Source organism: Xanthomonas sp. NCPPB 3761, assembly GCF_041475705.2.
In the GTDB taxonomy this organism is placed as follows: domain Bacteria; phylum Pseudomonadota; class Gammaproteobacteria; order Xanthomonadales; family Xanthomonadaceae; genus Xanthomonas; species Xanthomonas phaseoli.
The window spans coordinates 2,142,071-2,165,763 of record NZ_CM191262.1 but is presented as its reverse complement, the minus strand read 5'-3'; the positions used below and the strand labels follow the sequence as shown (position 1 = coordinate 2,165,763).

Annotated in this window: 22 protein-coding genes, 1 tRNA gene and 1 pseudogene; 13 read left to right on the top strand and 11 right to left on the bottom strand. The window is 66.3% G+C overall.

Features of this window, described 5'->3' with window-relative positions; genetic code table 11:
* Window positions 1–59 precede the first annotated feature (59 nt).
* A complete protein-coding gene (locus ACCQ00_RS09580; protein WP_039568786.1) occupies window positions 60–998 on the bottom strand; it encodes a proline racemase family protein in 939 nt (312 codons plus the stop codon).
* 159 nt (window positions 999–1,157) lie between these two features.
* Here ACCQ00_RS09580 and ACCQ00_RS09575 point away from each other — a divergent pair, with 159 nt between their 5' ends.
* From ACCQ00_RS09575 to ACCQ00_RS09550, 6 genes are all read left to right on the top strand, one after another.
* Window positions 1,158–1,874, top strand: a complete 717-nt coding sequence (locus ACCQ00_RS09575) for an AraC family transcriptional regulator (RefSeq protein ID WP_017157083.1) — start codon at window positions 1,158–1,160, stop codon at window positions 1,872–1,874.
* 198 nt (window positions 1,875–2,072) lie between these two features.
* The gene (gene ftsY, locus ACCQ00_RS09570; protein WP_039568787.1) at window positions 2,073–3,677 is read left to right on the top strand and encodes a signal recognition particle-docking protein FtsY; all 1,605 of its coding nucleotides are present in this window, start codon (window positions 2,073–2,075) and stop codon (window positions 3,675–3,677) included.
* Between the two features lie 348 nt (window positions 3,678–4,025).
* Complete coding sequence (gene mutY, locus ACCQ00_RS09565) at window positions 4,026–5,099, top strand: A/G-specific adenine glycosylase (protein ID WP_039568789.1); 1,074 nt, start codon at window positions 4,026–4,028, stop codon at window positions 5,097–5,099.
* 23 nt (window positions 5,100–5,122) lie between these two features.
* On the top strand, window positions 5,123–5,401 hold the full coding sequence (locus ACCQ00_RS09560; protein WP_017157086.1) for an oxidative damage protection protein: 279 nt from the start codon (window positions 5,123–5,125) through the stop codon (window positions 5,399–5,401).
* Between the two features lie 104 nt (window positions 5,402–5,505).
* Complete coding sequence (locus ACCQ00_RS09555; RefSeq protein WP_039568790.1) at window positions 5,506–5,781, top strand: hypothetical protein; 276 nt, start codon at window positions 5,506–5,508, stop codon at window positions 5,779–5,781.
* Window positions 5,782–5,788: 7 nt separating this feature from the next.
* Complete coding sequence (locus ACCQ00_RS09550; RefSeq protein WP_306316062.1) at window positions 5,789–5,971, top strand: DUF6691 family protein; 183 nt, start codon at window positions 5,789–5,791, stop codon at window positions 5,969–5,971.
* A 301-nt stretch (window positions 5,972–6,272) separates the two neighbouring features.
* Here the strand turns inward: ACCQ00_RS09550 and ACCQ00_RS09545 are convergent, their stop codons facing one another.
* Together ACCQ00_RS09545 and ACCQ00_RS09540 are read right to left on the bottom strand one after the other, a co-directional pair.
* Window positions 6,273–7,895 (bottom strand): hybrid sensor histidine kinase/response regulator, encoded by a 1,623-nt coding sequence (locus tag ACCQ00_RS09545; RefSeq protein ID WP_039568792.1) that lies wholly within the window; start codon window positions 7,893–7,895, stop codon window positions 6,273–6,275.
* Between the two features lie 130 nt (window positions 7,896–8,025).
* Entirely contained in the window at window positions 8,026–8,598 is a 573-nt protein-coding gene (locus ACCQ00_RS09540; RefSeq protein ID WP_039568870.1) for an FG-GAP repeat domain-containing protein, read from the bottom strand.
* A 361-nt stretch (window positions 8,599–8,959) separates the two neighbouring features.
* Here ACCQ00_RS09540 and ACCQ00_RS09535 point away from each other — a divergent pair.
* Window positions 8,960–9,149: pseudogene (locus ACCQ00_RS09535) on the top strand (KGG domain-containing protein).
* 237 nt (window positions 9,150–9,386) lie between these two features.
* Complete coding sequence (gene cho / locus ACCQ00_RS09530; RefSeq protein ID WP_080948887.1) at window positions 9,387–10,241, top strand: excinuclease Cho; 855 nt, start codon at window positions 9,387–9,389, stop codon at window positions 10,239–10,241.
* 154 nt (window positions 10,242–10,395) lie between these two features.
* Here cho and ACCQ00_RS09525 read toward each other — a convergent pair whose 3' ends face one another.
* Both ACCQ00_RS09525 and ACCQ00_RS09520 read right to left on the bottom strand, forming a co-directional pair.
* A complete protein-coding gene (locus tag ACCQ00_RS09525; RefSeq protein WP_017157092.1) occupies window positions 10,396–10,671 on the bottom strand; it encodes a hypothetical protein in 276 nt (91 codons plus the stop codon).
* A gap of 254 nt (window positions 10,672–10,925) precedes the next feature.
* Window positions 10,926–11,001 (bottom strand) — tRNA-Phe (locus ACCQ00_RS09520).
* Window positions 11,002–11,182: 181 nt separating this feature from the next.
* On the opposite strand from ACCQ00_RS09520, the gene ACCQ00_RS09515 reads away from it, so the two are divergent.
* From ACCQ00_RS09515 to dxs, 5 genes are all read left to right on the top strand, one after another.
* Entirely contained in the window at window positions 11,183–11,719 is a 537-nt protein-coding gene (locus ACCQ00_RS09515) for a lipocalin family protein (protein ID WP_039568800.1), read from the top strand.
* A gap of 113 nt (window positions 11,720–11,832) precedes the next feature.
* Window positions 11,833–12,309: an LEA/WHy family protein gene (locus ACCQ00_RS09510; RefSeq protein WP_039568802.1), complete on the top strand. Its 477-nt coding sequence runs from the start codon at window positions 11,833–11,835 to the stop codon at window positions 12,307–12,309.
* Window positions 12,310–12,358: 49 nt separating this feature from the next.
* Window positions 12,359–14,152: an acyl-CoA dehydrogenase C-terminal domain-containing protein gene (locus ACCQ00_RS09505; RefSeq protein ID WP_039568806.1), complete on the top strand. Its 1,794-nt coding sequence runs from the start codon at window positions 12,359–12,361 to the stop codon at window positions 14,150–14,152.
* A gap of 477 nt (window positions 14,153–14,629) precedes the next feature.
* Complete coding sequence (locus tag ACCQ00_RS09500) at window positions 14,630–15,286, top strand: HNH endonuclease (RefSeq protein ID WP_039568808.1); 657 nt, start codon at window positions 14,630–14,632, stop codon at window positions 15,284–15,286.
* A 436-nt stretch (window positions 15,287–15,722) separates the two neighbouring features.
* Window positions 15,723–17,639: a 1-deoxy-D-xylulose-5-phosphate synthase gene (gene dxs, locus ACCQ00_RS09495; protein WP_039568873.1), complete on the top strand. Its 1,917-nt coding sequence runs from the start codon at window positions 15,723–15,725 to the stop codon at window positions 17,637–17,639.
* A gap of 34 nt (window positions 17,640–17,673) precedes the next feature.
* On the opposite strand, the gene ACCQ00_RS09490 is transcribed toward dxs, so the two are convergent.
* The 6 genes from ACCQ00_RS09490 to ACCQ00_RS09465 are packed head-to-tail and all read right to left on the bottom strand — an operon-like array spanning window position 17,674 to window position 23,489.
* Window positions 17,674–18,942: a glycosyltransferase gene (locus ACCQ00_RS09490; protein WP_099770686.1), complete on the bottom strand. Its 1,269-nt coding sequence runs from the start codon at window positions 18,940–18,942 to the stop codon at window positions 17,674–17,676.
* Window positions 18,920–19,531: a hypothetical protein gene (locus ACCQ00_RS09485; protein WP_017157099.1), complete on the bottom strand. Its 612-nt coding sequence runs from the start codon at window positions 19,529–19,531 to the stop codon at window positions 18,920–18,922. The genes ACCQ00_RS09490 and ACCQ00_RS09485 overlap by 23 nt, the downstream gene beginning before the upstream one ends.
* The gene (locus ACCQ00_RS09480) at window positions 19,509–20,663 is read right to left on the bottom strand and encodes a glycosyltransferase family 2 protein (RefSeq protein ID WP_039568878.1); all 1,155 of its coding nucleotides are present in this window, start codon (window positions 20,661–20,663) and stop codon (window positions 19,509–19,511) included. Before ACCQ00_RS09480 ends, ACCQ00_RS09485 begins: the two co-directional genes overlap by 23 nt.
* The gene (locus tag ACCQ00_RS09475) at window positions 20,654–21,613 is read right to left on the bottom strand and encodes an NAD-dependent epimerase/dehydratase family protein (protein ID WP_039568810.1); all 960 of its coding nucleotides are present in this window, start codon (window positions 21,611–21,613) and stop codon (window positions 20,654–20,656) included. Before ACCQ00_RS09475 ends, ACCQ00_RS09480 begins: the two co-directional genes overlap by 10 nt.
* The gene (locus ACCQ00_RS09470; protein ID WP_039568812.1) at window positions 21,610–22,458 is read right to left on the bottom strand and encodes an MBL fold metallo-hydrolase; all 849 of its coding nucleotides are present in this window, start codon (window positions 22,456–22,458) and stop codon (window positions 21,610–21,612) included. Before ACCQ00_RS09470 ends, ACCQ00_RS09475 begins: the two co-directional genes overlap by 4 nt.
* Window positions 22,458–23,489 (bottom strand): 3-oxoacyl-[acyl-carrier-protein] synthase III C-terminal domain-containing protein, encoded by a 1,032-nt coding sequence (locus ACCQ00_RS09465; RefSeq protein ID WP_039568814.1) that lies wholly within the window; start codon window positions 23,487–23,489, stop codon window positions 22,458–22,460. The genes ACCQ00_RS09470 and ACCQ00_RS09465 overlap by 1 nt, the downstream gene beginning before the upstream one ends.
* Window positions 23,490–23,693 lie beyond the last annotated feature (204 nt).

Sequence of the window (23,693 nt, the reverse complement as noted above, 5' to 3'; positions counted from 1 at the left end):
CAGTGCTGCGCCAGGCGGCGTGACCGACGCAAGCACCGGCGCGGGCCGCTGGGGTTCCATCAGGCCACGATGCCCCAGGCGAACGGGTCCGCCGGGTCGATCACCAGTTGCGCGCGCGCGGTGATGTACGCCCGCCCACTGATGCGCGGTGCGATGCCGCGCCCGCTCAGCCGATAATTGCCTTCGAAGGCGCTGCCCAGAATGCCTTGCTGCACCCAGCGCTCGCCTTCGGCCAACTTGCCGTCCGCCGCCAGGCAGGCCAGCTTGGCGCTGGTGCCGGTGCCGCACGGCGAACGGTCATAGGCCAGCCCCGGGCACAGCACGAAATTGCGCGCCACCCCGCTACCGTCGGGCGCAGCGCCGTTGACTTCGATATGGTCGATCTCGCCACCGGCCTCGCCGGTGATCCCGGCCGCTTCCAGGGCCAGCCGAATCGCCTCGGTATAGGCGGTCAGCGCGCGCTGGTGCGCCAGGTCCAGCGCGCACGGCGCATGCTCGGTGATGAAGAACCAGTTGCCGCCCCAGGCCACGTCGCCGCGCACCCGGCCATGCCCGGGCACCTCCACTTCCACCCCGCTGGCAAAGCGATAGCTCTCGACATTGTCCACCGACACCGTGCCGTCCTCGGCCAATGCCACCCCGACCGTTCCCACCGGTGTCTCGATCCGGTGCTGGCCCGGCCCGATGCGCCCCAACGCGGCCAGCGTGCGGACCACCCCGATGGTGCCGTGCCCGCACATGCCCAGGTAGCCGACATTATTGAAGAAGATCACCCCGGTGCAGGCGCCTGGGTCGCGCGCGGGCAGCAACAAGGCGCCCACCATGGTGTCCGACCCACGCGGTTCGCACGCGATGGCGCTGCGCCAGTGGTCGAACTCGTTGCGAAAGCGTTCGCGGCACTGCGCCAGATCGCCATCGCCCAGATCTGGAAAACCGGAAAGGACAACGCGGGTAGGCTCGCCAGCCGTGTGGGAGTCGATGACGTCGATGGTGTGCATGCCCCATGCTCCCACTGCCGACCTGCGGGCGACTAGCGTTCAATGCCAAGTGAAAATGCGGAAATCCGCACAATCACCACCCCAATCACGACCACGCGTTTGCGCTAGGATCATTGCTGGGCTGCACCGTCGTGCAACCGTCTAATCGTGACCGCTACCATGACCCTGATGGACCTCAACCTGCCCGCCCTGGAAATGCAGACGCTGTTCGATGCACTGCCGGATGTGGTGTTCTTCATCAAGGATAGCGAGGGCCGCTACACCCATTGCAACCTGACCCTGGTGCGCCGGCTGGGACGCAAGCTGCGCAGCGAGATCATCGGCCGCTCGCCGCTGGAAGTGTTTCCGTTGCCGCTGGGCGGCAGCTACATGATGCAGGACCGCCGCGTGCTGTGCGGCGAGCTCATCGACAACCAGCTTGAAGTGCACCTGTACCCCAACCGCCTGCCGGGTTGGTGCCTGACCTTCAAACGCCCGCTGTGCGAGGCCAATGAGGTGATCGGCGTGGTCGGCATCTCGCGCGACCTGGGCCAGCCCGACAGCCGTCATTCCGCGTACGAACGCTTGAGCCAGGTCATGGACCACATGCAGGCCAACTTCGGCGACAACCTGCGCGTGCAGAGCCTGGCCGACCTGGCCGGGCTGTCGGTGGCGCAGCTGGAACGCCACTTCCGCCGCGTGTTCCAGGTCACCCCGCAGCAATTGCTGACCAAGTTGCGCATCGAATCGGCGATGCGGCTGCTCTACGGCGACGACAGCATCGCCAGCATCGGGCAACGCTGCGGGTTCGCCGACCAGAGCGCCTTCGCGCGCCAGTTCAAGGCCACCGTCGGTATGACGCCGCGCGATTACCGCGCGCTCAAAGGTCAGTTGTAAGGACACAACTTCGCGTTGACACATCGCTGGCACAAATGCCGAATTCGGCAGGATTTGTCATGCGCTGGCGCAGCTAGGTGAGTCGCCGGACCTGCGTGCGGCGGTGCATGCAATGCGCCCGGGCGCGGCGCTGGAGGCAGCGTCAAGGTGTCGGGGGGCCGGATGATAGAATTTCGGGTTTCCCCTACTGCGTTGCCAATGGCCAGCTTTTTTCGCCGTCACAAGCCAACCACGCCAGACAGCTCGCGTACCTCGCGCTACAGCCTGGAAGAACTGGCAGCCGCATTCCCCACCGCGCCGTCTGCCGCCACCCCGGCAGCGCCGGTCCAAGCGCTTGCCACGGCCGAGCCAGGCACAGAGACGGCTGCAACGCCGGCCGTTGCGCCTGTCGCGCCTGCTCCGGCAGGCAGCGAGCCTGCTGCGCCGGCACCGCCGCAGACCACCGCTGCGCCAGCCGACCAGCTGGCACAGGAGATCGCTGCACGCACGGGCCAGGCGCAAAGCATTGCCGCCGTTCCCAGCGCGCCGACAACTCCTGCGGCGCCTGCGCCGACCGCATTGCAGGCGCTGCCAGACCCGGTACCCGCCAGCGCCCCCAGCGCGCCGGTTGTGGTGGTGCCGCCGGTCGTGGCGCAGCCGCAGACCGTCCCAACGCCGCCTCCCGTCGTGCCTGCGCAGCCGGCCGCGCCTTCGCAACGCGCAGCGCCTGCCGTGGTCGCGCCGCCGGTCTCGACGCCTGCAGCGGCTGCTGCAGCTCCCGCCAGCGCGCCGCCAACCAGTGCCGCGCCGACGGTCACCGCACCGGCCATCGTCAGCGCACCGCTGCCGAGCACGCAGGACGACAGCATCGTCGGCCAGCGCGACGCCCTCCCCGCCGCACCGGCCGGAAAGCCCGGCTGGCGCGAACGGCTACGCAACAGCACCTTCGCACGCAGCTTCGGCGGCCTGTTCTCGCGCAACCCCAAGCTCGACGACGACCTGCTCGACGAGATCGAAACTGCGTTGATCACCGCCGACGTCGGCATCGGCGCCACTACCGCGTTGATCGACGGCCTGCGCAAGCGGATGAAATCGCGCGAATTCGTCGATGCCCAGGCGCTGTTCAAGGCCTTGCGCGCCGACCTCATCGCGCTGCTGCAGCCGGTCTCCAAGCCGCTGGTGATCGACCGCTCGCTCAAACCGTTCGTGGTGCTTACCGTTGGCGTCAACGGCGTCGGCAAGACCACCACCATCGGCAAGCTCGCCAAGCGCTTCAAGGACGACGGCAGCAGCCTGATGCTGGCGGCCGGCGATACCTTCCGTGCTGCCGCGGTGGCGCAATTGCAGGCCTGGGGCGATCGCAATGGCGTGGCCGTGATCGCGCAGGGACAAAACGCCGATGCCGCTTCGGTGGCGTTCGACGCGCTGCAGGCCGCCAAGGCGCGCGGCACCGATGTGTTGATCGCCGACACCGCCGGCCGCCTGCATACCCAGACCGGGCTGATGAACGAGCTCGGCAAGATCCGCCGCGTGCTCGGCAAGATCGATGCCGCCGCGCCGCACGAAGTCTTGATGGTCATCGACGGCACCACCGGCCAGAACGCCATCTCGCAGCTGCGCCAGTTCCATGCTGCCGTGGGCGTTACCGGCCTGGTCGTGACCAAGCTCGATGGCACTGCAAAGGGCGGCGTGGTGTTCGCGCTGGCGCGCGAGTTCAATATCCCGATCCGCTTTGCCGGTATCGGCGAGCGCCCGGAAGATCTGCGCGTCTTCGACCCGGTCGCCTTCGTCGATGCGCTGTTGCCGGACGCGTTGGGCGGCTGATTGGAAGAAGCCTGCGCGCATCTGCAACCGCTGTGCGCGCAGGCGCTACAGGCAGGTGGCACGGTGCGGCAGGTGTCATGCGATTGGCCCCAGACAAGACCCGTACTGGAGTTCGCCCAGCCCTTGCCCGCAGGACTCTGAAAGCAAGGTCGCGCGGATGCGTCAGTGGCCTGGTCCCATGCGCCGACACCACCGCAGTGGCCGCCTGGCGATACAGGATGGCGCTGCGAACGGTGCCTGGGCGCAATGACGTGCCGCTGCGGTGAATGGATGCGCCGCACGAGGTACGCAGCAGATCCGCTCCGCGTCACGTAACTCTCGCCTCGCCCTCCATCGCCAGCACAGCTCATGCCAGCCGACCACGCCACTCCTTCCGCTGATGCATTCGTCGACCGCCTGTTGCACTGGTTCGACGGCCATGGCCGCCATGATCTGCCCTGGCAGCATCCACGCACGCCCTACCGGGTATGGCTGTCGGAGATCATGCTGCAGCAGACCCAGGTCGCGGTGGTCATTCCGTATTTCCACAAGTTCATGGCGCGCTTCCCGCAGCTGGCCGATCTGGCGGCGGCCGACAACGACACCGTGATGGCGCAGTGGGCCGGACTGGGCTACTACGCCCGCGCGCGCAATCTGCATGCCGCCGCCAAGCAATGCGTCGCGCTGCACGGCGGGCAAGTGCCGCGCGACTTCGATGCACTGCTTGCGCTGCCGGGCATCGGCCGCAGCACGGCAGGCGCGATCCTGAGCCAGGCCTGGAACGATCGCTTCGCGATCATGGACGGCAACGTCAAACGCGTGCTCGCGCGCTTCCACGGCATCGCCGGGTATCCCGGCCTGCCGGCGATCGAAAAACAGTTATGGCAACTGGCCACCACCCATGTTGCGCAGGTCCCGGCTGGCCGCCTGGCCGACTACACCCAGGCGCAAATGGATTTCGGCGCCACGCTGTGCACGCGCGCCAAGCCCGCCTGCGTGCTGTGCCCGCTGCAGACCGATTGCATCGCACGCCGCGATGGCTTGGTCGAGGCGTTGCCCACCCCCAAACCCGGCAAGCAGCTGCCCGAACGCGAGGCCACTGCGCTGCTGCTGCTCAATGCCAACGGCCACATCCTGCTGCAGCGACGCCCGCCAACCGGCATCTGGGCTTCGCTATGGACGCTGCCGCAGGCCGATACCGACAGCGGCATGCGCGCCTGGTTCGCAGCGCATATCGACGGCACCTACGAGCGCGCCGACGAGATGCCGTTGATCGTGCACACCTTCAGCCATTACCGGCTGCACTTGCAGCCCCTGCGCCTGCGCAAGGTCGCGCTGCGTCCGGCGGTGCGCGACAATGACGATCTACGCTGGGTCGCGCCCGCCGATCTTGCATCGCTGGGCCTGCCGGCGCCGATCCGCAAGTTGCTCGACGCGTTATAAGCGCGTCTCCCAAAGGAATCCGCATGACCCGCACCGTGTTCTGCCACTACCAGCAAAGCGACGCCGAAGGCCTGGATTTCGTGCCGTATCCGGGCGAGCTCGGCCAGCGCATTTTCGCGCAGATCGGCAAGACCGCCTGGCAAGCGTGGCTGGCGCATCAGACCATGCTGATCAACGAAAACCGGCTGTCGCCGCGCGACCCCAAGCACCGTGCCTTTCTCGAAGCCGAGCTGCAGAAGTTCCTGTTCGAGCGCAACGCCGACAAGCCGGACGGCTACGTGGCGCCGCTGGGTGAGGAATAGTGGCGCAGACATTGGGATTTGGGGATTGGCAGCAAGGTCGGGCGTTGATAGCCCGAATGCGGGATCACGCTTCATGGCTGTGCTCCGGGCATCTGGAATGGTGATTGGCGACGACAGGCACTGGCCCATCCGACGTTGAACGCGCAATCGACGCATTTATCAATGACGCTGGCGGCGCGTGGCAAAAAGTCGCCTTGATGATTGCGCGAGCGCTCACTGACGCGCCGTTGAATCTGGCCGACGTCGAAGATGCAGCCGACCGCGTCGCACAGCGCATTGCCTGGCTTGTTCGGAGCGGCCGGCTGGAGGCTGCGGGCGATGTGGCCGACTGGCGACATGGCGAGGTGCGTCTTGCTGCGCATTCGCCGCACGCACGCTGACGCACTCATGTGGGGACTGCGCGACGCATCGCTGCAGTTCCGCGCCCAACGGTACCTCGATGGCCCACTGCTGTATGGCAGCGCGCTCTTCGGTATCGGCTGGGGGCTGGTCGGGCGCTGCATGGCACCCGTATTGCCGAGCGCGGCTGCGTTACGGCCGTCCAGGCTGGTGTTCGTGGTCGGTTCGTGATCGCAATGCTGATCGGTAGGCGGCTGCACCTGCGCTATCGACAGCGCAAAGCACATGATCCGCGTCGCTGATCGCATCACTGGCCGCGACGGCTGCATCGCCGCTCATCGGCAATACACCCCGCTACCTCAGCTCGCATGCATCGGGCCAACGACCCAACGCATGGCCATTGATATCCGGGGAATTTCCACAAAGACACTGCAGGAGCATCGCGATCTTCACCCGGCAGCCGATCGGCAATTGCAAGCATGTCTCGGTGACGCCACCGCAGCGCGATAGCGTCACCGGGCGGCACACGCGCTCAGCCCACCCCGGTCGGCTCATCCAGCAGCATGCGGATGCGCTTGAGCAATTCCTTCTGCGTATAGGGTTTGTTGACCACATCGAACTCGGCGCCGCCCACATCGGTGCGCTGGATGCTGGCATCGGCGTAACCGGTGGTGAGCAGGATCTTGATCTTGGGCAACATGCGGCGCGCCTCACGGGCGAGCATCACGCCGTTCATGCCGCCGGGCATGATCAGGTCGGTGAACAACGCATCCACCTGCGGGGTCTTCTCCAAGATCTCCACCGCCTCGCGTCCGCTGGACGCCGACAGGATGCGGTAACCGGCGTTTTCCAGAAACATCCGCGCCACCACCGCCACGTCCTGCTTGTCCTCCACCACCAGGATGGTTTCGTTGCCCCCCTTGTCGATGGCGCGGCTCTTGGCTGCCTGCAAATCGTTTTCGAATTCGCTGGAGGCGGGGAAATACAGCCGCACCGTGGTGCCTTCGCCCACCTCGCTGTAGATGCGCACGGTACCGCCGGACTGCTTGACGAACCCGTACACCATCGACAAGCCCAGGCCGGTGCCCTGCCCTTCCTCCTTGGTGGTAAAGAACGGTTCCATCACCCGGCTGACCACCTCCGGCGGCATGCCCGAGCCGGTGTCGGTCACGGCGATGCTGACGTAGCGGCCCGGGGCCAGCTGGTGATACATCGCCAGGTCGTGGCCGGTGATCTCCACGTTCTGGGTTTGCACCGTGACTTCCTTGCGCTCGGCCTGCGCCATCGCGTCGCGCGCATTGATCAACACATTCAACAACGCCACCTCTGCCTGGGTGGTGTCGATCTGGCAGTTCCACAGCCCTTCTTCCAGCGCCTGGCGCAACGTGACACCGCCCCCCAGCGCGCGCTCGGCCATGTTGGTCATGCCGGCCACCAGCCCGTTGAGGTTCACGACCCGCCCGCGCAGTTTCTGCTTGCGTGAAAACGCCAGCAATTGCTGGGTCAAGGTGGCCGCCTTGGCAGCCGCTGCCGCGGCGTGTTCGGCACTGAAGGCAATCCGCTCGGCATTGCCCCCGCCGGCGCTGGCCATCATCTGGATCACTTCCAGATGTCCAGACATCACCTGCAGCAGATTGTTGAAATCGTGCGCGATGCCGCCCGTCAGCTGGCCCAGGGCTTCCATCTTCTGCGCCTGGCGCAGCGCGTCTTCGGCATCGCGGCGCCGGCTCACATCCAGCTGCGAGCCGAAGAAATACACCAGGTTGCCCTTGTCGTCGAACACCGGCGAGATGAACAGCGCATTCCAGAACGAAGAGCCGTCCTTGCGGTAATTCAGCACCTCGGTGGCAAATTCGCTGCGGTTTTCGATCGATTCGCGCACATCGCTGATGCTGGCCGGATCGGTTTCCGGCCCCTGCAGGAAACGGCAGTTATTGCCGATGACCTCATCGGCGGCATAACCGGTCATCTCCAGAAACGCGCGGTTGGCGAACACGATGGGATTGTCCGGAAGATGGGGGTCGGTCACCGTCATTGGCATGCGCGTGGTTTCCACGGCGGCAAAGAAGATATCCGAGCGGTGCTTCTCGACAGGCAGGCTGCTTGTGTCGCTGATCTGAGGCGCCCGCAGCTCTCCGTGACCGGGATCGTTCAAGTGATGTTCTCCGCGGGGCCATTCCCGTGGCGACAGTCTAGTTGGGTCCGGTGAGGCAATTCGTCACATCCATGAGCATTTCCCGTACGGCCGCGCCCGCCATCGAAGCGGATGCGCTGCAATAGCCCCATCACGGTCCAGGCGTATAGGCAGACAGCAGGACCGGCTGACGCGGGTCGGCGGCAATTTCTTTGTGCTTGCGCAGGCGCAGCGCCTCGGCATCGGGCGTGTCCTGGGTATTCATTTCCCATGCTTCGATCACGCGCTTGTGGAATACGAAAACGCCGCGGCGGCGGTCGTAACGAAAGGTGATGTAGTCGGTCCAATGTTGTCCGCACGCCACCCCATTCTGTACGGTGAAATACGCGCCCTTCGCGACCAGGCCCTGGTCGCTGTCCAGGAACGGATCGCACTGCCCGCCTTCGTCGGCTCTGAAGATCACCCGCGTGTTGCGTGCGGCTTCGACAAACCCACCGTCGGCGTTTGCAACCAGCACCAGCAAGGTACGTGGCGGTGCCGCATCGCCATGACCACGCAGCACGTGTTCTGCCGATGCACGCAACGCAACCACGTAATCCAGCCGGCCATCGCCGGTGAAATCTGCGCTAGCGACGCTCATCACCGACTGCCCGGCAGGTAACAACGTGGCGGCACCGGCCGGCAGCGTGGCGGCGCCGGCTGGCGTGGCAAACGTCGCCGTCATTGCCAGCACTGTTGCCCAACCTCGGTATTGTGTCGTCATCGCTGTGTCCTGGCCTGCGTCGCGGCGGCCAGCATAGCCGGCCGCGCCTGCCACGCGCGCCGGCACCAGATTGCAACACGCCGCACGCTCGTCGCATGCGCTGCGGCGCACGCGCACGATGGCGCCGCAATACTGTCGAGCGTCTGCAACGTTACTTCGCCACTCCGCGTTTTTCGCCAGTGAAGACCGCTCGTCACGCCCGCGTGCCGGCTCACGCCTGGCTGTCGAAATCCCCACGTCCGATCGGTGCCTGCACCGCGATGCTGGCCTCGTGCCACGGCGTCCAGTGGTGCACTCCCCAACCGGCGAACGAGAATCTGCAATGGCAGATCAGAACGGCAACAAGGGTGGCACCGGCAACCGCGGCTTTGCTTCGATGGACGGACACAAGCAGCGCGAAATCGCCTCCATCGGCGGCAAGGCGGCCCATGAAAGCGGCAACGCCCACCGAACAAGCGCGCAAGGCCGGCACGAAGGGTGGCCAGGCGAGCGGTGCCGGCAACAACCGCTGAGCTGCACAAAACGGCAGGTACCACGGCGCTTCCGGAAGGGCCGTAGCTCTTCCGGAGGCGCATTCTTTTCCGGAATCGCGCCGCGTCTCAGCTGATGCGACAGCACACCGGCACGCTGCTGCCCGATGACCACGATTGTCCGCACACACTCGCTTCCCACCGTGCATGTAGCAACGCCAGGCCAGCTGGATGGTTGCACTCGCGTCGAGACGCTGACGCAGCAGACCAAGGTCCGCCGTGGCACGCAGTGAACGCGTTCGCCGCGGGCTCGGGGCGGTCGAATACGCCTATCCCGATCATTTACGCAGCACGCTCGCAACCTTGCCAACGACTGCCGGGGTGTATCTGTTCCACGGCCAGGACAGCGAACTGCCGTTGTACATCGGCAAGAGCGTCAACTTGCGGGTGCGGGTGATGGATCACTTCCGCACGCCACGCGAAGCCGCGTTGTTGCGCCAGACCCGTCGCATCAGCGTGTTCGAAATGGCCGGCGATCTCGGTGCGCAGCTACTGGAATCGCAGCTCATCAAATCGATGCGCCCGCTGTACAACCAAAAGCTACGTCGCGTCCCGCGTCAGTTTTCGATCCGGCTGTATTGTGGCGAGGTGTCTATCGTGCATTCGGCCGAGCGCGATCCGGCGGTAACACCGTGGCTGTATGGGCTCTATTCCAGCCCACGCGCCGCCAAGGAAGCACTACGACGGCTGGCCGATCGCGACCGCCTTTGCTACGGGCTGCTCGGCCTGGAACGCGCCACCGATGGCCGCCCGTGTTTCCGCGCCATGTTGAAGCGCTGTGCCGGTGCCTGCCATGGCGCCGAATCGCTGGGCGACCACGAGACGCGTCTGCGCGCTGCCCTTGAGCATCTGGAACAGGCCGTCTGGCCCTTTCCTGGCGCGGTGGCGTTAAAGGAAGAAGGCAAGCAGTTGCGCCAGTTCCACGTGCTACGCAACTGGCATTATCTGGGCAGCGCCACCTCGCTGGCTGCTGCCCGCAAACTGAAGACCGCACCCGGCGACTTCGATCGCGATTGCTACCGGATTTTGCGCAAGGGGCTACAAACGCATCTGCACAACGTGGTGTTGCTATAAGCACGACATGAGCGGGCGCGCTCATTTCGGCACTCGCAGTAGGCGCTGAGTTCATGCAAGACATCGCGCGCCTTGCCGCCGGCTGTCCTGTTCCATCACCAACAACGCCCCCCTTGCCTGCACTTGCGTAGCGCACGCGAGAGTCTTCGATGCTTCAGCCGCTCTGCCTCTCGCAGCAGCGGTATTGCTTGGGATCCAGAAACTCCGCCAGACAAGAACCTACGCGCAGCGCCTGCTCGCGTGCATCGCCCCGGTACTCGCCCTGCCCTGCACCCTCGATCGTGGCCACGGGCGCGGCGCGATCGCGGTGGTAAACGAACGCGGTCGAAAGCCACAGCGTCGCGCCTGGCGCCTGGCTTTCCAGGGTCTCCACGCGGAATTCACCGCAGTAGCCGTGGATCAGGGTGCGTCGAAGTGTCTTGTGCGTCATGCGCGCAGTATCGCCATGCGCACTTGAAGACCACGTCGAAATCGATTGCATCGCGCGCACATAGGACCTCCGCGGATGCTGACCGGGCGGCCGAACCAACGCGCGAGTCTGCGTCCACGCTGGATCGCGTCAGCGCACGCACGCGCGCAGCACAAAGACAGCACACCGCGTGCGCAATCGAGCCAGTGACAAGTGGTGGGGGAAGCAGTAGATCCGGTGGGAACCGGGAAGCCTTGCGAACGAAGGCTTGGATATGGTGGCCGAGGACGGAATCGAACCGCCGACACGGGGATTTTCAATCCCCTGCTCTACCAACTGAGCTACTCGGCCACTTACCCTGCAACACGATGCCTGCGTTGCGAGGACGCGCACTATAGCGAGCAGGCGCAGTTTGGGCAAGCGTTGCGAGCAACTTTATTGACGGCCGCCTTGAGGAACGCGTTTCTTGCACCGCTTCACGCCGCGCGGCCGGGGACATGGCCTAGCCTGCGCGCGTCCACCGGAGATTGTCATGCGCCTGCCCCGCCTGCTGCTGTCGTTCGTCGCCCTGCTGCCGCTGGCCGCGTTTGCGCAACAGCCGGTGCGCGCGGTGCCGCAGCTGGACATCTCGCGCTATGCCGGCCAGTGGCATGAGATTGCACACCTGCCGGTGTCGTTCCAGAAAAAGTGCCGTAGCGACATTACCGCCATCTACACCTTGCGCGACGATGGCTTGATCGGCGTGCGCAATGGCTGTCGCACCGCCGATGGCAGCCTGACCCAGGCCGACGGCGTGGCGCGCCCGGTCGCCGGCCAGCCCGGGCAGTTGCAGGTGCGCTTTGCTCCCGAGTGGCTGGGTTGGTTGCCGCTGGTGTGGGCCGACTATTGGGTGATCGCGCTCGACCCGGATTACCAATGGGCGGTGGTCGGCGAGCCGGATCGCAAGTACCTGTGGATCCTGTCGCGCTCGCCGCAGATGCAGCGCGCGCAACTGGAACGGCTCAAGGCGCAGGCCACCGCGATGGGCTACGACCTGTCGCCATTGATTGTGGCCGCGCCGGTGTTGTGAGGCCTGCCCGCGCCCCGGCCTAGGATCGCCACCTCCGCTGTGCGCGCTGGGGAGCAGCGACCGTACTGCGTAGTATTCTTGGCGCCGCCTCATTCCGCCAAGGACCCGAGTCCATGCGTCGTGCCTATCGTCTTCTTCTTGTGTCGCTGGCCTGCGGGTTGCTGCTGAGCGCCTGCGGCGGCGCAGTCCGCCGGGTGTCCGAGCCGGCCGCCAGCATCCAGCAACTGACCGTGCGTGCCGACGGCGCCTGGTCGGTGGACCTGCGCCTGCAGAACTACAGCAGCATCCCGATGCAGTTCGAGCGCGTGGCACTGGAAATCTCTGCCGGCGATCAATTGGCCGGCAAGCTCGACCAGGCAGTGGGCATGTCGATCGGCCCGGAAACCGCCGACGTGGTCACCGTCACCGTGCAACCCACCTCGCTGGGCCGCATCACCGTGGCCGACGTGCTGGCCGGCGGCCGCTCGTTCCCGTATGCGCTCAAGGGCACCGTCTGGGCGACCCCACAGGACAAGAAACAACGCGAGTTCAGTGTGGAATCGCGCAATACGCTCAGCCCGGCTCCCGGCCTCAACGGCGTGCTGCGCTAAGAGTGGCTCTAAGGCGCACGCCTCCCGTACCCGCTTCCAAGGATCCCGCATGAGCAGCTATACCGCCCCGCTGACCGATTTCCGCTTTGCCCTGCACGACGTGCTCGGCGCGCATGCCCTGTTCGCCCGGCTCGGCTACACCGAGGCCAGTGCTGACATCATCGACGCCGTCCTCGAAGAGGCCGGCCGCTTCACCTCGCAAGTGCTGGCGCCGCTCAACAGCGTGGGCGACGAGATCGGTTGCGCGTTCGACAAGAGCACACACGCGGTGACCACCCCACCCGGGTTCCGCGCCGCCTACGATCAATTCGTGGAAGGCGGCTGGAACGGGCTCACCGCCGAACCGCAATTCGGCGGCCAGGGCATGCCGCACACGCTGGGCGTGCCGCTGAGCGAAATGATCAACGCCGCCAACCTGGCCTGGGGCAACTTCCCGCTGCTGTCGCATGGCGCGATGGAAGCCCTGCGCCAGCACGGGGAGACCTGGCAGCAGGACGTCTTCCTCAAACCGCTGATCGACGGCCGCTGGACCGGCACCATGTGCCTGACCGAACCGCATTGCGGCACCGACCTGGGCCTGCTCAAGACCCGTGCCGAACCCAATGCCGACGGCAGCTACGCCATCACCGGCACCAAGATCTTCATCACCGCCGGCGAGCACGACCTCACCGACAACATCGTGCACCTGGTGCTGGCCAAGCTGCCGGACGCACCGGCCGGCGCCAAGGGCATCTCGCTGTTCGTCACCCCCAAGTTCAAGGTGGACCGCGACGGCACCATGGGCGAGCGCAACGCGCTGCATTGCGGGTCCATCGAACACAAGATGGGCATCAAGGGCTCGGTGACCTGCGTGATGAACTTCGAGGGCGCACAGGGCTACCTGGTCGGCCAGCCGCACAAGGGCCTGCAGGCGATGTTTACGATGATGAATACCGCACGCCTGAGCGTGGGCCTGCAAGGCATCGGGCTATCCGAGCGCGCCTACCAGAACGCCCTGCGCTACAGCCGCGAGCGGTTGCAATCGCGGGCGCTCAGCGGCGCCAAGTTCCCGGACAAGCCGGCCGACCCGATCATCGTGCACCCGGACGTGCGCCGCATGCTGCTGACCATCAAGTCGCTGACCGAAGGCAGCCGCTTGCTGGCGCTGCACGCGGCCAGCCTGGTGGACGTGGCACATCGTGGCGAAACCGAACGCGAACGCGCCGGTGCCGAGACCCTGGTGAGCTTCCTCACCCCGATCTCCAAGGCCTGCCAGACCGAATGGTCGATCGAGAACACCTACCACGCCCTGCAGTGCTTCGGCGGCCACGGCTACATCCGCGAGTACGGCATGGAGCAGCTGGCCCGCGATGCGCGCATCACCACCATCTACGAAGGCACCACCGGCATCCAGGCGCTGGACCTGATCGGGCGCAAGACCGCCGCCAGCCAGGCTGCCGGGCTGAAGCTGTTCCTGGCCGACGTGGAAACCTTCGCCAACGCGCAGGACGGCAATGCCGCGCTGGCCGAGTTCATCAAGCCGCTGCGCGACAAGTGCAGCGAATGGGCGATGCTGACCCGCGATGTGCTCGATCGCGCCGCGCGCAACCCGGACGAACTGGGCGCGGCCAGCCATGACTACCTGTTTTATTCGGGCTACGTGGTGCTGGCGTACTGGTGGGCACGTAGCGTGGCCGCTGCCGACGCATCGGCGCATGGCGAGGACTTCAGGCGCGCCAAGCGGGAGACGGCGCGGTTCTACTTCGCCCGCATCCTGCCGCGCACCCTGACCCATGCCGCCGCCATCCGCAGCGGCGCCGCACCGCTGGTGACGCTGGAAGCGGAACTGTTCGGCGAAGGCTGAGCGCTCGCGCCCGGGTGCGCTCCTACGGCTAACGTCGCGGGATTCCGCTGTTGTCGTAGGAGCGGACCTAGCCGCGACTGGGATATCGCGCGACAAGCCATCGCGCCAGGGTGCGCTCCCACGGCTAACGCCGCGGGATTCCGCCGCTGTCGTAGGAGCGGACCTGGCCGCGACTGGGAGTATCGCGCGCCAAGCCATCGCGCCCGGGTGCGTTCCTACGGATCACGCCGCGGGATTCCGCGCTGTCGTAGGAGCGGACCTGGCCGCGACTGGGAGTATTGCGCGACAAGGCGTCGCGCCCGGGTGCGCTCCTACGGATCACCGACGCCATCACTGCGTTCGAAGCGTGATCCCGCGGCGCGGCGGCCCGGAATCGCAGACAACAGTGCTCGTCGAGCCAGTGCTTTCGAGTCACGCGCCAACGCCGTTCGCTGCGATACACAAACTGTCAACGATCGGGTATAAGCTGTTTTCCCGATGGAGACAGACACGCACGTTCGTGATGTGATCGTCCCCGGAGGCAACCCTGCCCCGGACGCGGGCAGCGCTGTCGCTGCAATCCACCAACTCCCCACGCTTCGCCTGTTGTCGCTCGATGCGCACGGCCGCGTGCTGGACTGGATCAACTGGCAAGACGCTGCCTGCCTGTACGCCCGCGATGCGGTGTCGTGGACGCTGGGCGAGCCTTGCATGCAGATCCACGGCGGCATCTCGCGGCTGACCGGCGAGCGCAGCACGCTGGAGCTGCACCCCATCATCGCCGCGCGCGGGCATGCCCGTTCGCGCGCGCTGGACCCGACCCCGACCCTCAGCAACACCGCGTTGTTCGCGCGCGATTCGCAGCTGTGCATGTATTGCGGCCAGCATTTCAGCCGCCCGCACCTGACCCGCGACCACGTCATGCCGGTGTCCAAAGGCGGTCGCGACAGTTGGGAAAACGTGGTGACCGCCTGCTTCCAGTGCAATTCGCGCAAGGCCAACCGTACGCCGCAACAGGCGCATATGCCGCTGCTGGCGGTGCCCTACCGGCCGAGCTGGATCGAGCACCTGATCCTGTCCAACCGCAACATCCTGTCCGATCAGATGGCCTTCCTGCGCGCGCAACTGCCCAAGCGCTCCAAGCTGTCGCTGTAGGCCCACTGGTCACGCGTTGCGCCTCCTGGCTGGTGACTTGCCGCGCCAGGCTCGGTGCAGGGCCGGGGCAGCCGCGAATGATTGAGCCTGGACACGCGTGCTCGTGCCCCACGCTCGCAGCAGCGCTGGCGGCTTCACTGGCGCGCCGGGTGTCCCACGTGATATCGAACCCGGCCACCGCGACCCAAGGCATGACACGCCTCGATACGGCCCAGTGCCCTCCGCCCGATGCAGGCACTGAGGCCGAGTGATCTGGACGACACGGCGCAATCGACCCATCCACAGGTGCGGCAGATTGCCGCAGGTGTCGATGAGCGCCGCGCCCGCCAAGCGTGACGATGCGCGTGCCCATCACTTCCCGCTGACAGCTGAACCGGTTTGCTTGCCGGGCCTTCGCATGGGGAGGACAATACGGATTCAGAAAATTGACACGATGATGATCGACACCACCCGCTATCCGCGCCTGTCCCGCATCCAGACTCCCGACGATCTGCGCCGCTTCGACGAAGCCGAGCTGACCGCGATCGCCGAAGAACTGCGCTCCTATCTGATCGAATCGGTGGGCAAGAGCGGCGGGCACTTCGCGGCCGGCCTGGGCGTGATCGAGCTCACCGTCGCCCTGCACTACCTGTATCAGACGCCGGTGGACCAGCTGGTGTGGGACGTCGGGCATCAGACCTACCCGCACAAGATCCTCACCGGCCGGCGCGACCAGATCCACACGGTCAAGCAAAAGGACGGCGTGGCGCCGTTTCCCAAGCGCGAAGAGAGCATCTACGACACCTTCGGCGTTGGCCATTCGTCCACCTCGATCTCGGCCGCGCTTGGCATGGCCATCGCTGCGCAGCGCAACGGCGACGAGCGCAAGGTGGTGGCGGTGATCGGCGATGGCGCGATGACGGCCGGCATGGTCTATGAGGCGCTCAACCACGCCGGCGGCATGGACCCGGAACCGAACCTGCTGGTGATCCTCAACGACAACCGCATGTCGATCTCCGAAGCAGTGGGCGGGTTGACCAAGATGCTCGGTCGCGCTAGCGGCAGCCGCACGCTCAATGCGATCCGCGAAGGCGGCAAGAAGATCCTCGGCGACAAGAAGAACAATCCCACCGCGCGTTTCGTGCGGCGCTGGGAGGAACACTGGAAAGGCATGTTCGTGCCGTCCACGTTGTTCGAGGAAATGGGCTTCCATTACACCGGCCCGATCGATGGCCACGACCTGCCCAGCCTGATCGGCGCACTGAAGACCCTGCAGAGGCTCAAGGGCCCGCAGCTGCTGCACGTCATCACCACCAAGGGCAAGGGCTACGAGCTGGCCGAAGGCGATCAGATCGGTTATCACGCCGTTGGCCCGTTCGATCCGAGCAAGGGCCTGGTCGCCAAGACCGGTGCCAAGAAGCCGACCTATACCGACGTCTTCAGCGACTGGGTCTGCGACATGGCCGCCGCCGAGCCCAAGTTGCTGGTGATCACCCCGGCAATGCGCGAGGGCTCGGGCCTGGTGCGCTTCAGCAAGGAATATCCGCAGCGCTACTTCGACGTGGCCATTGCCGAGCAGCACGCGGTCACGCTGGCCGCCGGCATGGCGACCCAGGGCGCCAAGCCGGTGGTCGCGATCTATTCCACGTTCCTGCAGCGCGGCTACGACCAACTGGTGCACGACGTGGCGGTGCAGCAACTGGATGTGCTGTTTGCGATCGATCGCGGTGGCGTGGTCGGCCCGGATGGCGCTACCCATGCCGGCAATCTGGACCTGAGCTTCCTGCGCTGCGTGCCGCACATGGTCGTGATGGCGCCGGCCGATGAGGCCGAATGCCGTCAGATGCTAAGTACCGGCGTGCAGTACCAGGGCCCGGCCGCGGTGCGCTACCCGCGCGGCACCGGCCCCGGCGCAGCTTTGGACACCTCGCTGGCCACCCTGCCGATCGGCAAGGCGCAGCTGCGTCACAGCGGCACCCGCATTGCCCTGCTCGGCTTCGGCGCGACGGTGGATGCGGCCGAGGCAGTGGGCCGCGAACTGGGCCTGACGGTGGTCAACATGCGCTTCGTCAAGCCACTGGACAAGGCGCTGCTGCTGGAACTTGCAAAAACCCACGACGGCTTCGTCACCATCGAAGACAACGTGGTTGCCGGCGGCGCAGGTTCTGGCGTGTCGGAACTGCTCAACGCCGAAGCCATTACCGTGCCGATGCTGCACCTGGGCCTGCCGGACAGCTTCCAGCATCACGCCAGCCGCGAAGACCTGCTGGCCGAGGCCGGCATCGACCAGGCCGGTATCCGTGCCGCCGTGCTCAAACGCTGGCCGCAGCTGATGACCAGCAAGACGCCTGCGTTGAACGCAGCGGCAGGCTGATCGCCCCTACAGGCTCGTTGTGGCGCGTGCCGCATTACACCGGCGGCACTGCGCCAGTCTGCGCGAAATCCTCCACCAGGTGCGCGATGCGCGCCTGCGATTGGATCAGCTGTAGCTCCGCCTGCAGGCGACGCACGCCGCGTGGCACCTCGCCGGCGCCGAGCGCCTGACGCAGCAACGCCGGCAAGCCATCCAGATCGCGCAACCACCAGGCAGCGCCCGCTACCTGCAGGCGCGCGGCGTGATCGAACTGGTCGTAGTCCAGCGGGTAGACGATGGCCGGCAATCCCGCGGCAAGGCAGGCGTAGAGAATGCCGGCACCGCCGTGATGGATCACCAATGCGTAGCGGTGCAGGTGCTGTGCGTAATCCACATAGGGCAGCCGCTGATAATTGCCCTGCCCCGGCTGCGGCGGAGCGCCGGTGTCGCCGTCGCTGAAATGGAAAATCACCTCCGGGAACTGCGGCGCCAGCGCGCGCAACACGCCATCCATGCGCTGCTTGACCCATTGCAGATGCGTGCCCAGCGTCACCAGCACATGTCGGCGACCGTGGACGAAGGTAGGCGCCGTCACCGACGAAGGCGGCGTGCACAACTGCGGCCCGACGAAGCGCACTGCCGCCGGCCAATGCTGCGCCAGCTCGAACGACGGTACTCCCAGGGCCAGGATGCACTGCGGCGAATACACCGTCTCGCTGCGATCGCTGCGATAGATCGCCGGCAACCCGCACGCGCGCATCTGGCGCCGATAGCACAGGTGCAGGGTCCGTTTGAAAGCACGCGTGAGCCGGCGCGCCGCTGCATGCCAGACACGCTGCAAGGGCGTGGTCGCAGGCAGCAATCCACCAATGTATGCGGGCGGCCCATCCGTGGTTTCGATCACGCACGGCGACGGCATGCTGGTCCACCAGGCGATGCCCATCGCCTGTGCGGCCAGTCCTGCGCTGGGCAGGGTGAAGTCGACGATCACCAGATCCGGCCGCCGCTCGCGCCAGCGCTGCTGTAGCACTTCGCCCAGCTGCGCCATGAGCCCGAGCGCATGGTGCAACTGCCGACGCAGGCGCACGGGGTTGTGGCCCACGGCATGCGGCGGGTTGGCGATGGAAAGCAGCAAGCGATCGGCGTGCGCGTCCAGCGCGCTGGCAGCGGTGAGCCCACATGCTTCGATGCGCGCCTGGGCGGCAGGCGTACTGATGACGCAGACCTGGTGCTGCGCGCTGAGTTGTTGCGCGATTGCCAGGATGGGATGCAGATGGCCGCTGTAGGGCGGTGCGATCAGATCAATGCGCATGCGCTGCGCCATGTCGCGTCCGTTCGATCTGCGCGAGGAAGCGCTGGCACTCGGCAAGCACCTCGGCGTTGCGCAGGTACGCCATGTGTCCGCACGCAGGCCTCGCATCGACGTGCCCATCGAACAATGTTCGAGAGATCCAGTCGCTGCGGCCCTGTACCACGCGCAGCTGGCCGAATACTGCAGGCGCATCGCACACCGGGCCGTACGCAAAAACCGCCAGACGTGCGCGCAACGCATCCGGCAACTGCAAAGCGGTCAGCAGCTGCAGCCCGCAGCTGCCGGCAAGAAGCAGCGTCATCGGCGCCTGTTCCAGCAGCGCATGCACACGCTTGCGATCGGCCTCGGCAAGGCGGGCATGCCGGGCCGCAAGATACTGCCGCGCATTGGACAGGCTGGCACGCCATAACGGCGTGCGCTGGTGCGGCACGTTGTTTCGGCGGTACGGGTAATTGCAGTCCACCAACTGCCTGCCCGTGCCCCGCAGCTCTCGCAGAAATGCGCCCTGCTCCGCACTCAAGGCGCAGCTTGCCGGATCGCTCTGCCCGGTGAGGAAGGCGATCTGCAGCGGACCCGACTCACTCTGCACGAAAGCACCCATTGGCTAACACGCGGTAGCGCCGCGTGCGCCAGCGGATCGTGCGCACCAGCGCGGCGTGCAGCAGATGCAACGGCTGCAGACATTCGGCGCAGAGCGACACCAGCAGGCGATGGCGAACGGCGCCGGTGACGCGCCACTGCACACCGCACAGCAGCAACGCGCGCGCCAGCAAGACGATCAATACGCACAATGCAGCCGGCCAGGTGTGCTGCACGCAAGCGCAAACCAGCATGGCCACCAGCAGCACCGGCGGCAGCCCCTGCAACACGCCGATGGCACTGCGTACGCGCAGGCGTTGACGGCCTAGCAGGATCGTTGCGAACAGCATCCAGCGATGCATCTGGCGCACATAGCCACGCAGGTCGGGCATGGCGGTACGCATCGCCACCGGCGCAGTGGATTGCCAGAGTCGCCCGCCGCGGTCGCGCACCAGGGTCGCGAAGGCCAGATCGTCGGTCAGTTGCTCCAGCAATGCGGTAAAGCCGCCCCAGCGGCGCAGCTGTTCGGTACGCGCGGCGTAGCACATGCCATTGATGGTCAGCGGCGCTGCGAATGGCAGCCACCCCAAGTATGTGAGCGCGGCATTGTTGTTGACGAACTGCGCCAACAGGCGCCCGGCCAGCGTGGTGCTGTCGCGGTAATGCGGCAGCGCGGTGACGACATCGGCATGCGTGAGGTCCGACAACAGTTGCGACAGCGCATGTCCGCCCAGATGCGCATCGTCGTCGAGAATCAGGCTGACAGGCGCATCGATGTGCGGCAACGCGTAATCGAGTTTCCACGCCTTGGGGTTGATGCCTGCTGGTGCCGCCGGCACCAGCAGGCGCGCGATACGCCGCTGCGGATAGTGCGCAACGACTGCATCGGCAGCGGCGTTTCCCGGGCCATCGTCGGCATCCAGCAACCAGACGAACTGCGCCTGCGGCAATGCCTGCACGTTGGCGCTGAGCACCTCTTGCAGGTGCGCATCGCCACCAAGAATCGGCTGCAGGATCGCCACGTCGGCCGGGGTTGCAATGGCACTGCGCGCTGACCTCCTGCGTTCGCCACGCATGATCCACAGCACGGCCACCGTCTTGACCAGCAGCACGGCCAGATACAGCGCCGCCAGGATGGGGACGATCAGGCCCACTGCGCTGCCTGCCAACGCACGAAGGCGTCCACGCCCTCGTCCAGGCCGACACTGGGCGGGCCAAGATCGGCCAGCGTGCGGCGCGGATCGAAGGTTTTGGAGTACGCGAACACGCCAACGCCAAAGCGCGTGATCGGCGGCTCGCTCCGCAGCCGCAGCCCGCGATACACCGCCTCCACCACGCTGGCCATGCGCAATGCGGTGCCGATGCGTACCTCGCGCCGCGGCAACGGCAGTTGCAGACGCGCCAGCACCTCCAGCAACAAGTGCTGCAGGTCCACCGGGTGTGCGTTGGTGAGGTTGTACGCCGGCTGCAACTGCGGCGCGGTGGCCGCGCGGTACAGGTAATCGCACAGCGTATCGATATAGATCAGGTCGCCGATTACCGGTTCGGTCTGGCCGACAAAACGTGGCAAGGCACCCTTGCGCGCGGCGGCGATCACGCGTGGAAAAAGCACCGTATCGCCGGGCCCGAACACCGCACGCGGGCGCAACACGCTCTTTTCCCCGGGATAGTCGTCGAGCAGGGTTTCGCCAAGATATTTGGTTCGTGCGTAGGTATTGACGAACGCCGGGCCGATCGGGCTGTCTTCATCCAGGTCGTATTGATGCGCTTCGCGATAGAACACCGAACTGGAGGAGACATACAGCAGACGCGGGCAACCGTGCCGCTTGCAGAAGTCGATGACGTTGGCGGTGGCCTGCACGTTGTGCTGGTGGAACTGCGCGCGCGTTCCCCACGGCGAGGCCAGCGCGGCCGCATGGATCACCACATCCGGTCGCCAGTCCAGCGCGAACGGTTGGCTCAGATCAATGCGATGGTAGTTGGGCAGATCGCTGGCGCGCCGCCCGATGCCATGGATCTCCACACCGGGCCGCCCCTGGAAACGCCGCAGGAATGAGCCACCGACAAAACCGGATGCACCGGTCACGAGAATGCGCAGGCTCATCGCCACTCCGGCTGATAACGGTCAAGACTGGGCTGGCAATGCGAAGGCAGGATGACCAGCTCCGGGTGCGCCTGCGACAGAACGTGCAGTTGCCGCACGGTGCGCTGGAATGCGTGCCAGTCGTGCATCAGCAAACGCGTGGGCCAGGCTGGCCATTGCAGCGAGGCCCAGGTGGCCGAGGACCACACCGCGTCCGCACACAGCAACACCTCGCGGCCGTGCTGGTCGCGTAGCCACAACCCCATCTGGCCGGGCACGTGCCCGGGTAGCGGTACCGCGAGCACGCTGCCGTCCTCGAACAGATCGTAGGCCGGGCCGAGCTCCTGCCAGGCTCCAGTCAACGCGCGCTGCGGTGCCTGGTCGGCAAACTGCAGGCGCTGGTCGAAGTCGTCGGGCAACAGCTGCGGCAGCAAGGCGCGGCGCAACCCGCCCACGCGCGAGCAGCTGCGCAGCTGCTGATAATCCGCGCGCAGGCAGATGAAGCGCGCATTCGGCAGATCGCGCAGGCCACCGATATGGTCGGCGTGGAAGTGCGAAATCAGACACCAGGCGATCTCGTCCAGCTGCACGTCGCGACGCGCCAGTTGCGCGCCCAGGGTTTCGTGCGCCGGCAGCGTCACCGGCGTGGTCCAGCGATACAGGCGCTCCGGCCACGGATCAGTGGCGCGAAAAAAATGCTCCGCATAGCCGGTGTCGTAGAGCAGCGCGCCACGCTGTGGATGCCGAATCAGCACGCTCAAGGCTGGAAACTCGACCGCGTGCCAATGCCCATCGGCGCGCACCATGCGTTCGCAATGTCGGCAATGGCCGATGCGCAGCAGCTCGAGGGAAACACGCGGCGCCATCAGTAGCGCAACACCATGCCGCCGATCGCCAAGCCGGCGCCGGTGCCGAGCAAGGCGACCAGCTCGCCGCGCTGCGGTTGCCGACCCACCACCGCATGATGCAAGGCATGCGGCAACGAGGCGGCCACCTGGTTGCCGGTGGTCGGCAGGATGCGCACCACCTGCTCGGCACGCAGCCCCAGCGCCTGCACCACATGATCCAGGCCGCCACCGGAGGCCTGGTGCGGCACCAGCCAGTGCAACGCAGTGGCCGCAATTCCCGCCTCGTCCAGCAGCTGCGTCCAGAACGCCGGCAGGTGACGCGCGGCAAAGCGATACGCGCCGCGGCCATCCATCCAGAACAGGCGCGAAGCGGCGGGTGCGCTTGCTTCTCCGTGCGGCGCGCGGGTGCCGCCGCCGCCGATGCGACACAGGTCCGCGCCGTTGCCATAACTGGCAAGGCGGCTGGACAGCAACGCCGAGCCCTGCTCTGCAGTGCTGCGCCCGACCACGACCGCGGCGGCACCATCGCCGAACAATCCCGCCGTGCCGGGGTTGGCATCGTCCAGCCCAGCCGAGGCCACTTCGCTGGAGACGATCAACACGCGCCGATAGCGGCCCAGGGCCAGCGCATTGGCGGCCATGTCCAGCGCCACCAGGAAACTCAGGCAGGTGGCATTGACATCGAATGCGGGAATGCCGGAATCGCCCAACCCCAATGCGCGCTGGATCAGCACCGCCTGACAGGGAATTGGTTGCTCCATGACCGCACAAGCCGAGATCAGGCAATCGATCTGGCTGCCGTCGATGCCGGCATTGTCCAACGCCTGCTGCGCCGCGGCCGCTCCCATCGACGATGCCGTCTCGCCCTCGCCCACGTAGTGGCGGGTGACAACCCCCAGGCGTGCGGCCGTGGTTCCGGCCGGCAACTGCCAGCGCGCGTCCAACTCGCCCGAGCTGACTTCGCGCGCCGGGACATGGCGTCCGGTGCCCAGGATGCGTAGCGGCAATGCGTTCAACACGAAGCTCTCGGCAAAGAAGGCGCGCAGCATACCGTGGCAGGAACGGCCGGCCTAACCCCCGCACGGCCAGTCGCCCTGCGCGATCGCGGTGCCGTCCGGGCGGAGCGCGACACGGCTGCGGCGATCGGGCGCGGCAAGCACTGCTTCAAACGGCTGCAAGCGCTGCACAACCCGCATCGCCGGCGCAACGCAGCAGGCACTCGCGTGTGCAGACGTGCCTGGGGCGTATGCGCG

Excerpts from the sequence above, each read along its gene's own strand:
- ACCQ00_RS09575 (WP_017157083.1), top strand. The coding sequence starts at position 1,158 with ATGACCCTGATGGACCTCAACCTGCCCGCCCTGGAAATGCAGACGCTG.
- ACCQ00_RS09490 (WP_099770686.1), bottom strand. The coding sequence starts at position 18,942 with ATGGCGCAGCGCATGCGCATTGATCTGATCGCACCGCCCTACAGCGGC.
- mutY (WP_039568789.1), top strand. The coding sequence starts at position 4,026 with ATGCCAGCCGACCACGCCACTCCTTCCGCTGATGCATTCGTCGACCGC.
- ACCQ00_RS09580 (WP_039568786.1), bottom strand. The coding sequence starts at position 998 with ATGCACACCATCGACGTCATCGACTCCCACACGGCTGGCGAGCCTACC.
- ACCQ00_RS09500 (WP_039568808.1), top strand. The coding sequence starts at position 14,630 with ATGGAGACAGACACGCACGTTCGTGATGTGATCGTCCCCGGAGGCAAC.
- dxs (WP_039568873.1), top strand. The coding sequence starts at position 15,723 with ATGATCGACACCACCCGCTATCCGCGCCTGTCCCGCATCCAGACTCCC.
- ACCQ00_RS09475 (WP_039568810.1), bottom strand. The coding sequence starts at position 21,613 with ATGAGCCTGCGCATTCTCGTGACCGGTGCATCCGGTTTTGTCGGTGGC.
- ftsY (WP_039568787.1), top strand. The coding sequence starts at position 2,073 with ATGGCCAGCTTTTTTCGCCGTCACAAGCCAACCACGCCAGACAGCTCG.
- ACCQ00_RS09515 (WP_039568800.1), top strand. The coding sequence starts at position 11,183 with ATGCGCCTGCCCCGCCTGCTGCTGTCGTTCGTCGCCCTGCTGCCGCTG.
- ACCQ00_RS09485 (WP_017157099.1), bottom strand. The coding sequence starts at position 19,531 with ATGGGTGCTTTCGTGCAGAGTGAGTCGGGTCCGCTGCAGATCGCCTTC.
- ACCQ00_RS09465 (WP_039568814.1), bottom strand. The coding sequence starts at position 23,489 with ATGCTGCGCGCCTTCTTTGCCGAGAGCTTCGTGTTGAACGCATTGCCG.
- ACCQ00_RS09560 (WP_017157086.1), top strand. The coding sequence starts at position 5,123 with ATGACCCGCACCGTGTTCTGCCACTACCAGCAAAGCGACGCCGAAGGC.
- ACCQ00_RS09510 (WP_039568802.1), top strand. The coding sequence starts at position 11,833 with ATGCGTCGTGCCTATCGTCTTCTTCTTGTGTCGCTGGCCTGCGGGTTG.
- ACCQ00_RS09540 (WP_039568870.1), bottom strand. The coding sequence starts at position 8,598 with ATGACGGCGACGTTTGCCACGCCAGCCGGCGCCGCCACGCTGCCGGCC.
- ACCQ00_RS09550 (WP_306316062.1), top strand. The coding sequence starts at position 5,789 with ATGTGGGGACTGCGCGACGCATCGCTGCAGTTCCGCGCCCAACGGTAC.
- ACCQ00_RS09505 (WP_039568806.1), top strand. The coding sequence starts at position 12,359 with ATGAGCAGCTATACCGCCCCGCTGACCGATTTCCGCTTTGCCCTGCAC.
- ACCQ00_RS09525 (WP_017157092.1), bottom strand. The coding sequence starts at position 10,671 with ATGACGCACAAGACACTTCGACGCACCCTGATCCACGGCTACTGCGGT.
- ACCQ00_RS09470 (WP_039568812.1), bottom strand. The coding sequence starts at position 22,458 with ATGGCGCCGCGTGTTTCCCTCGAGCTGCTGCGCATCGGCCATTGCCGA.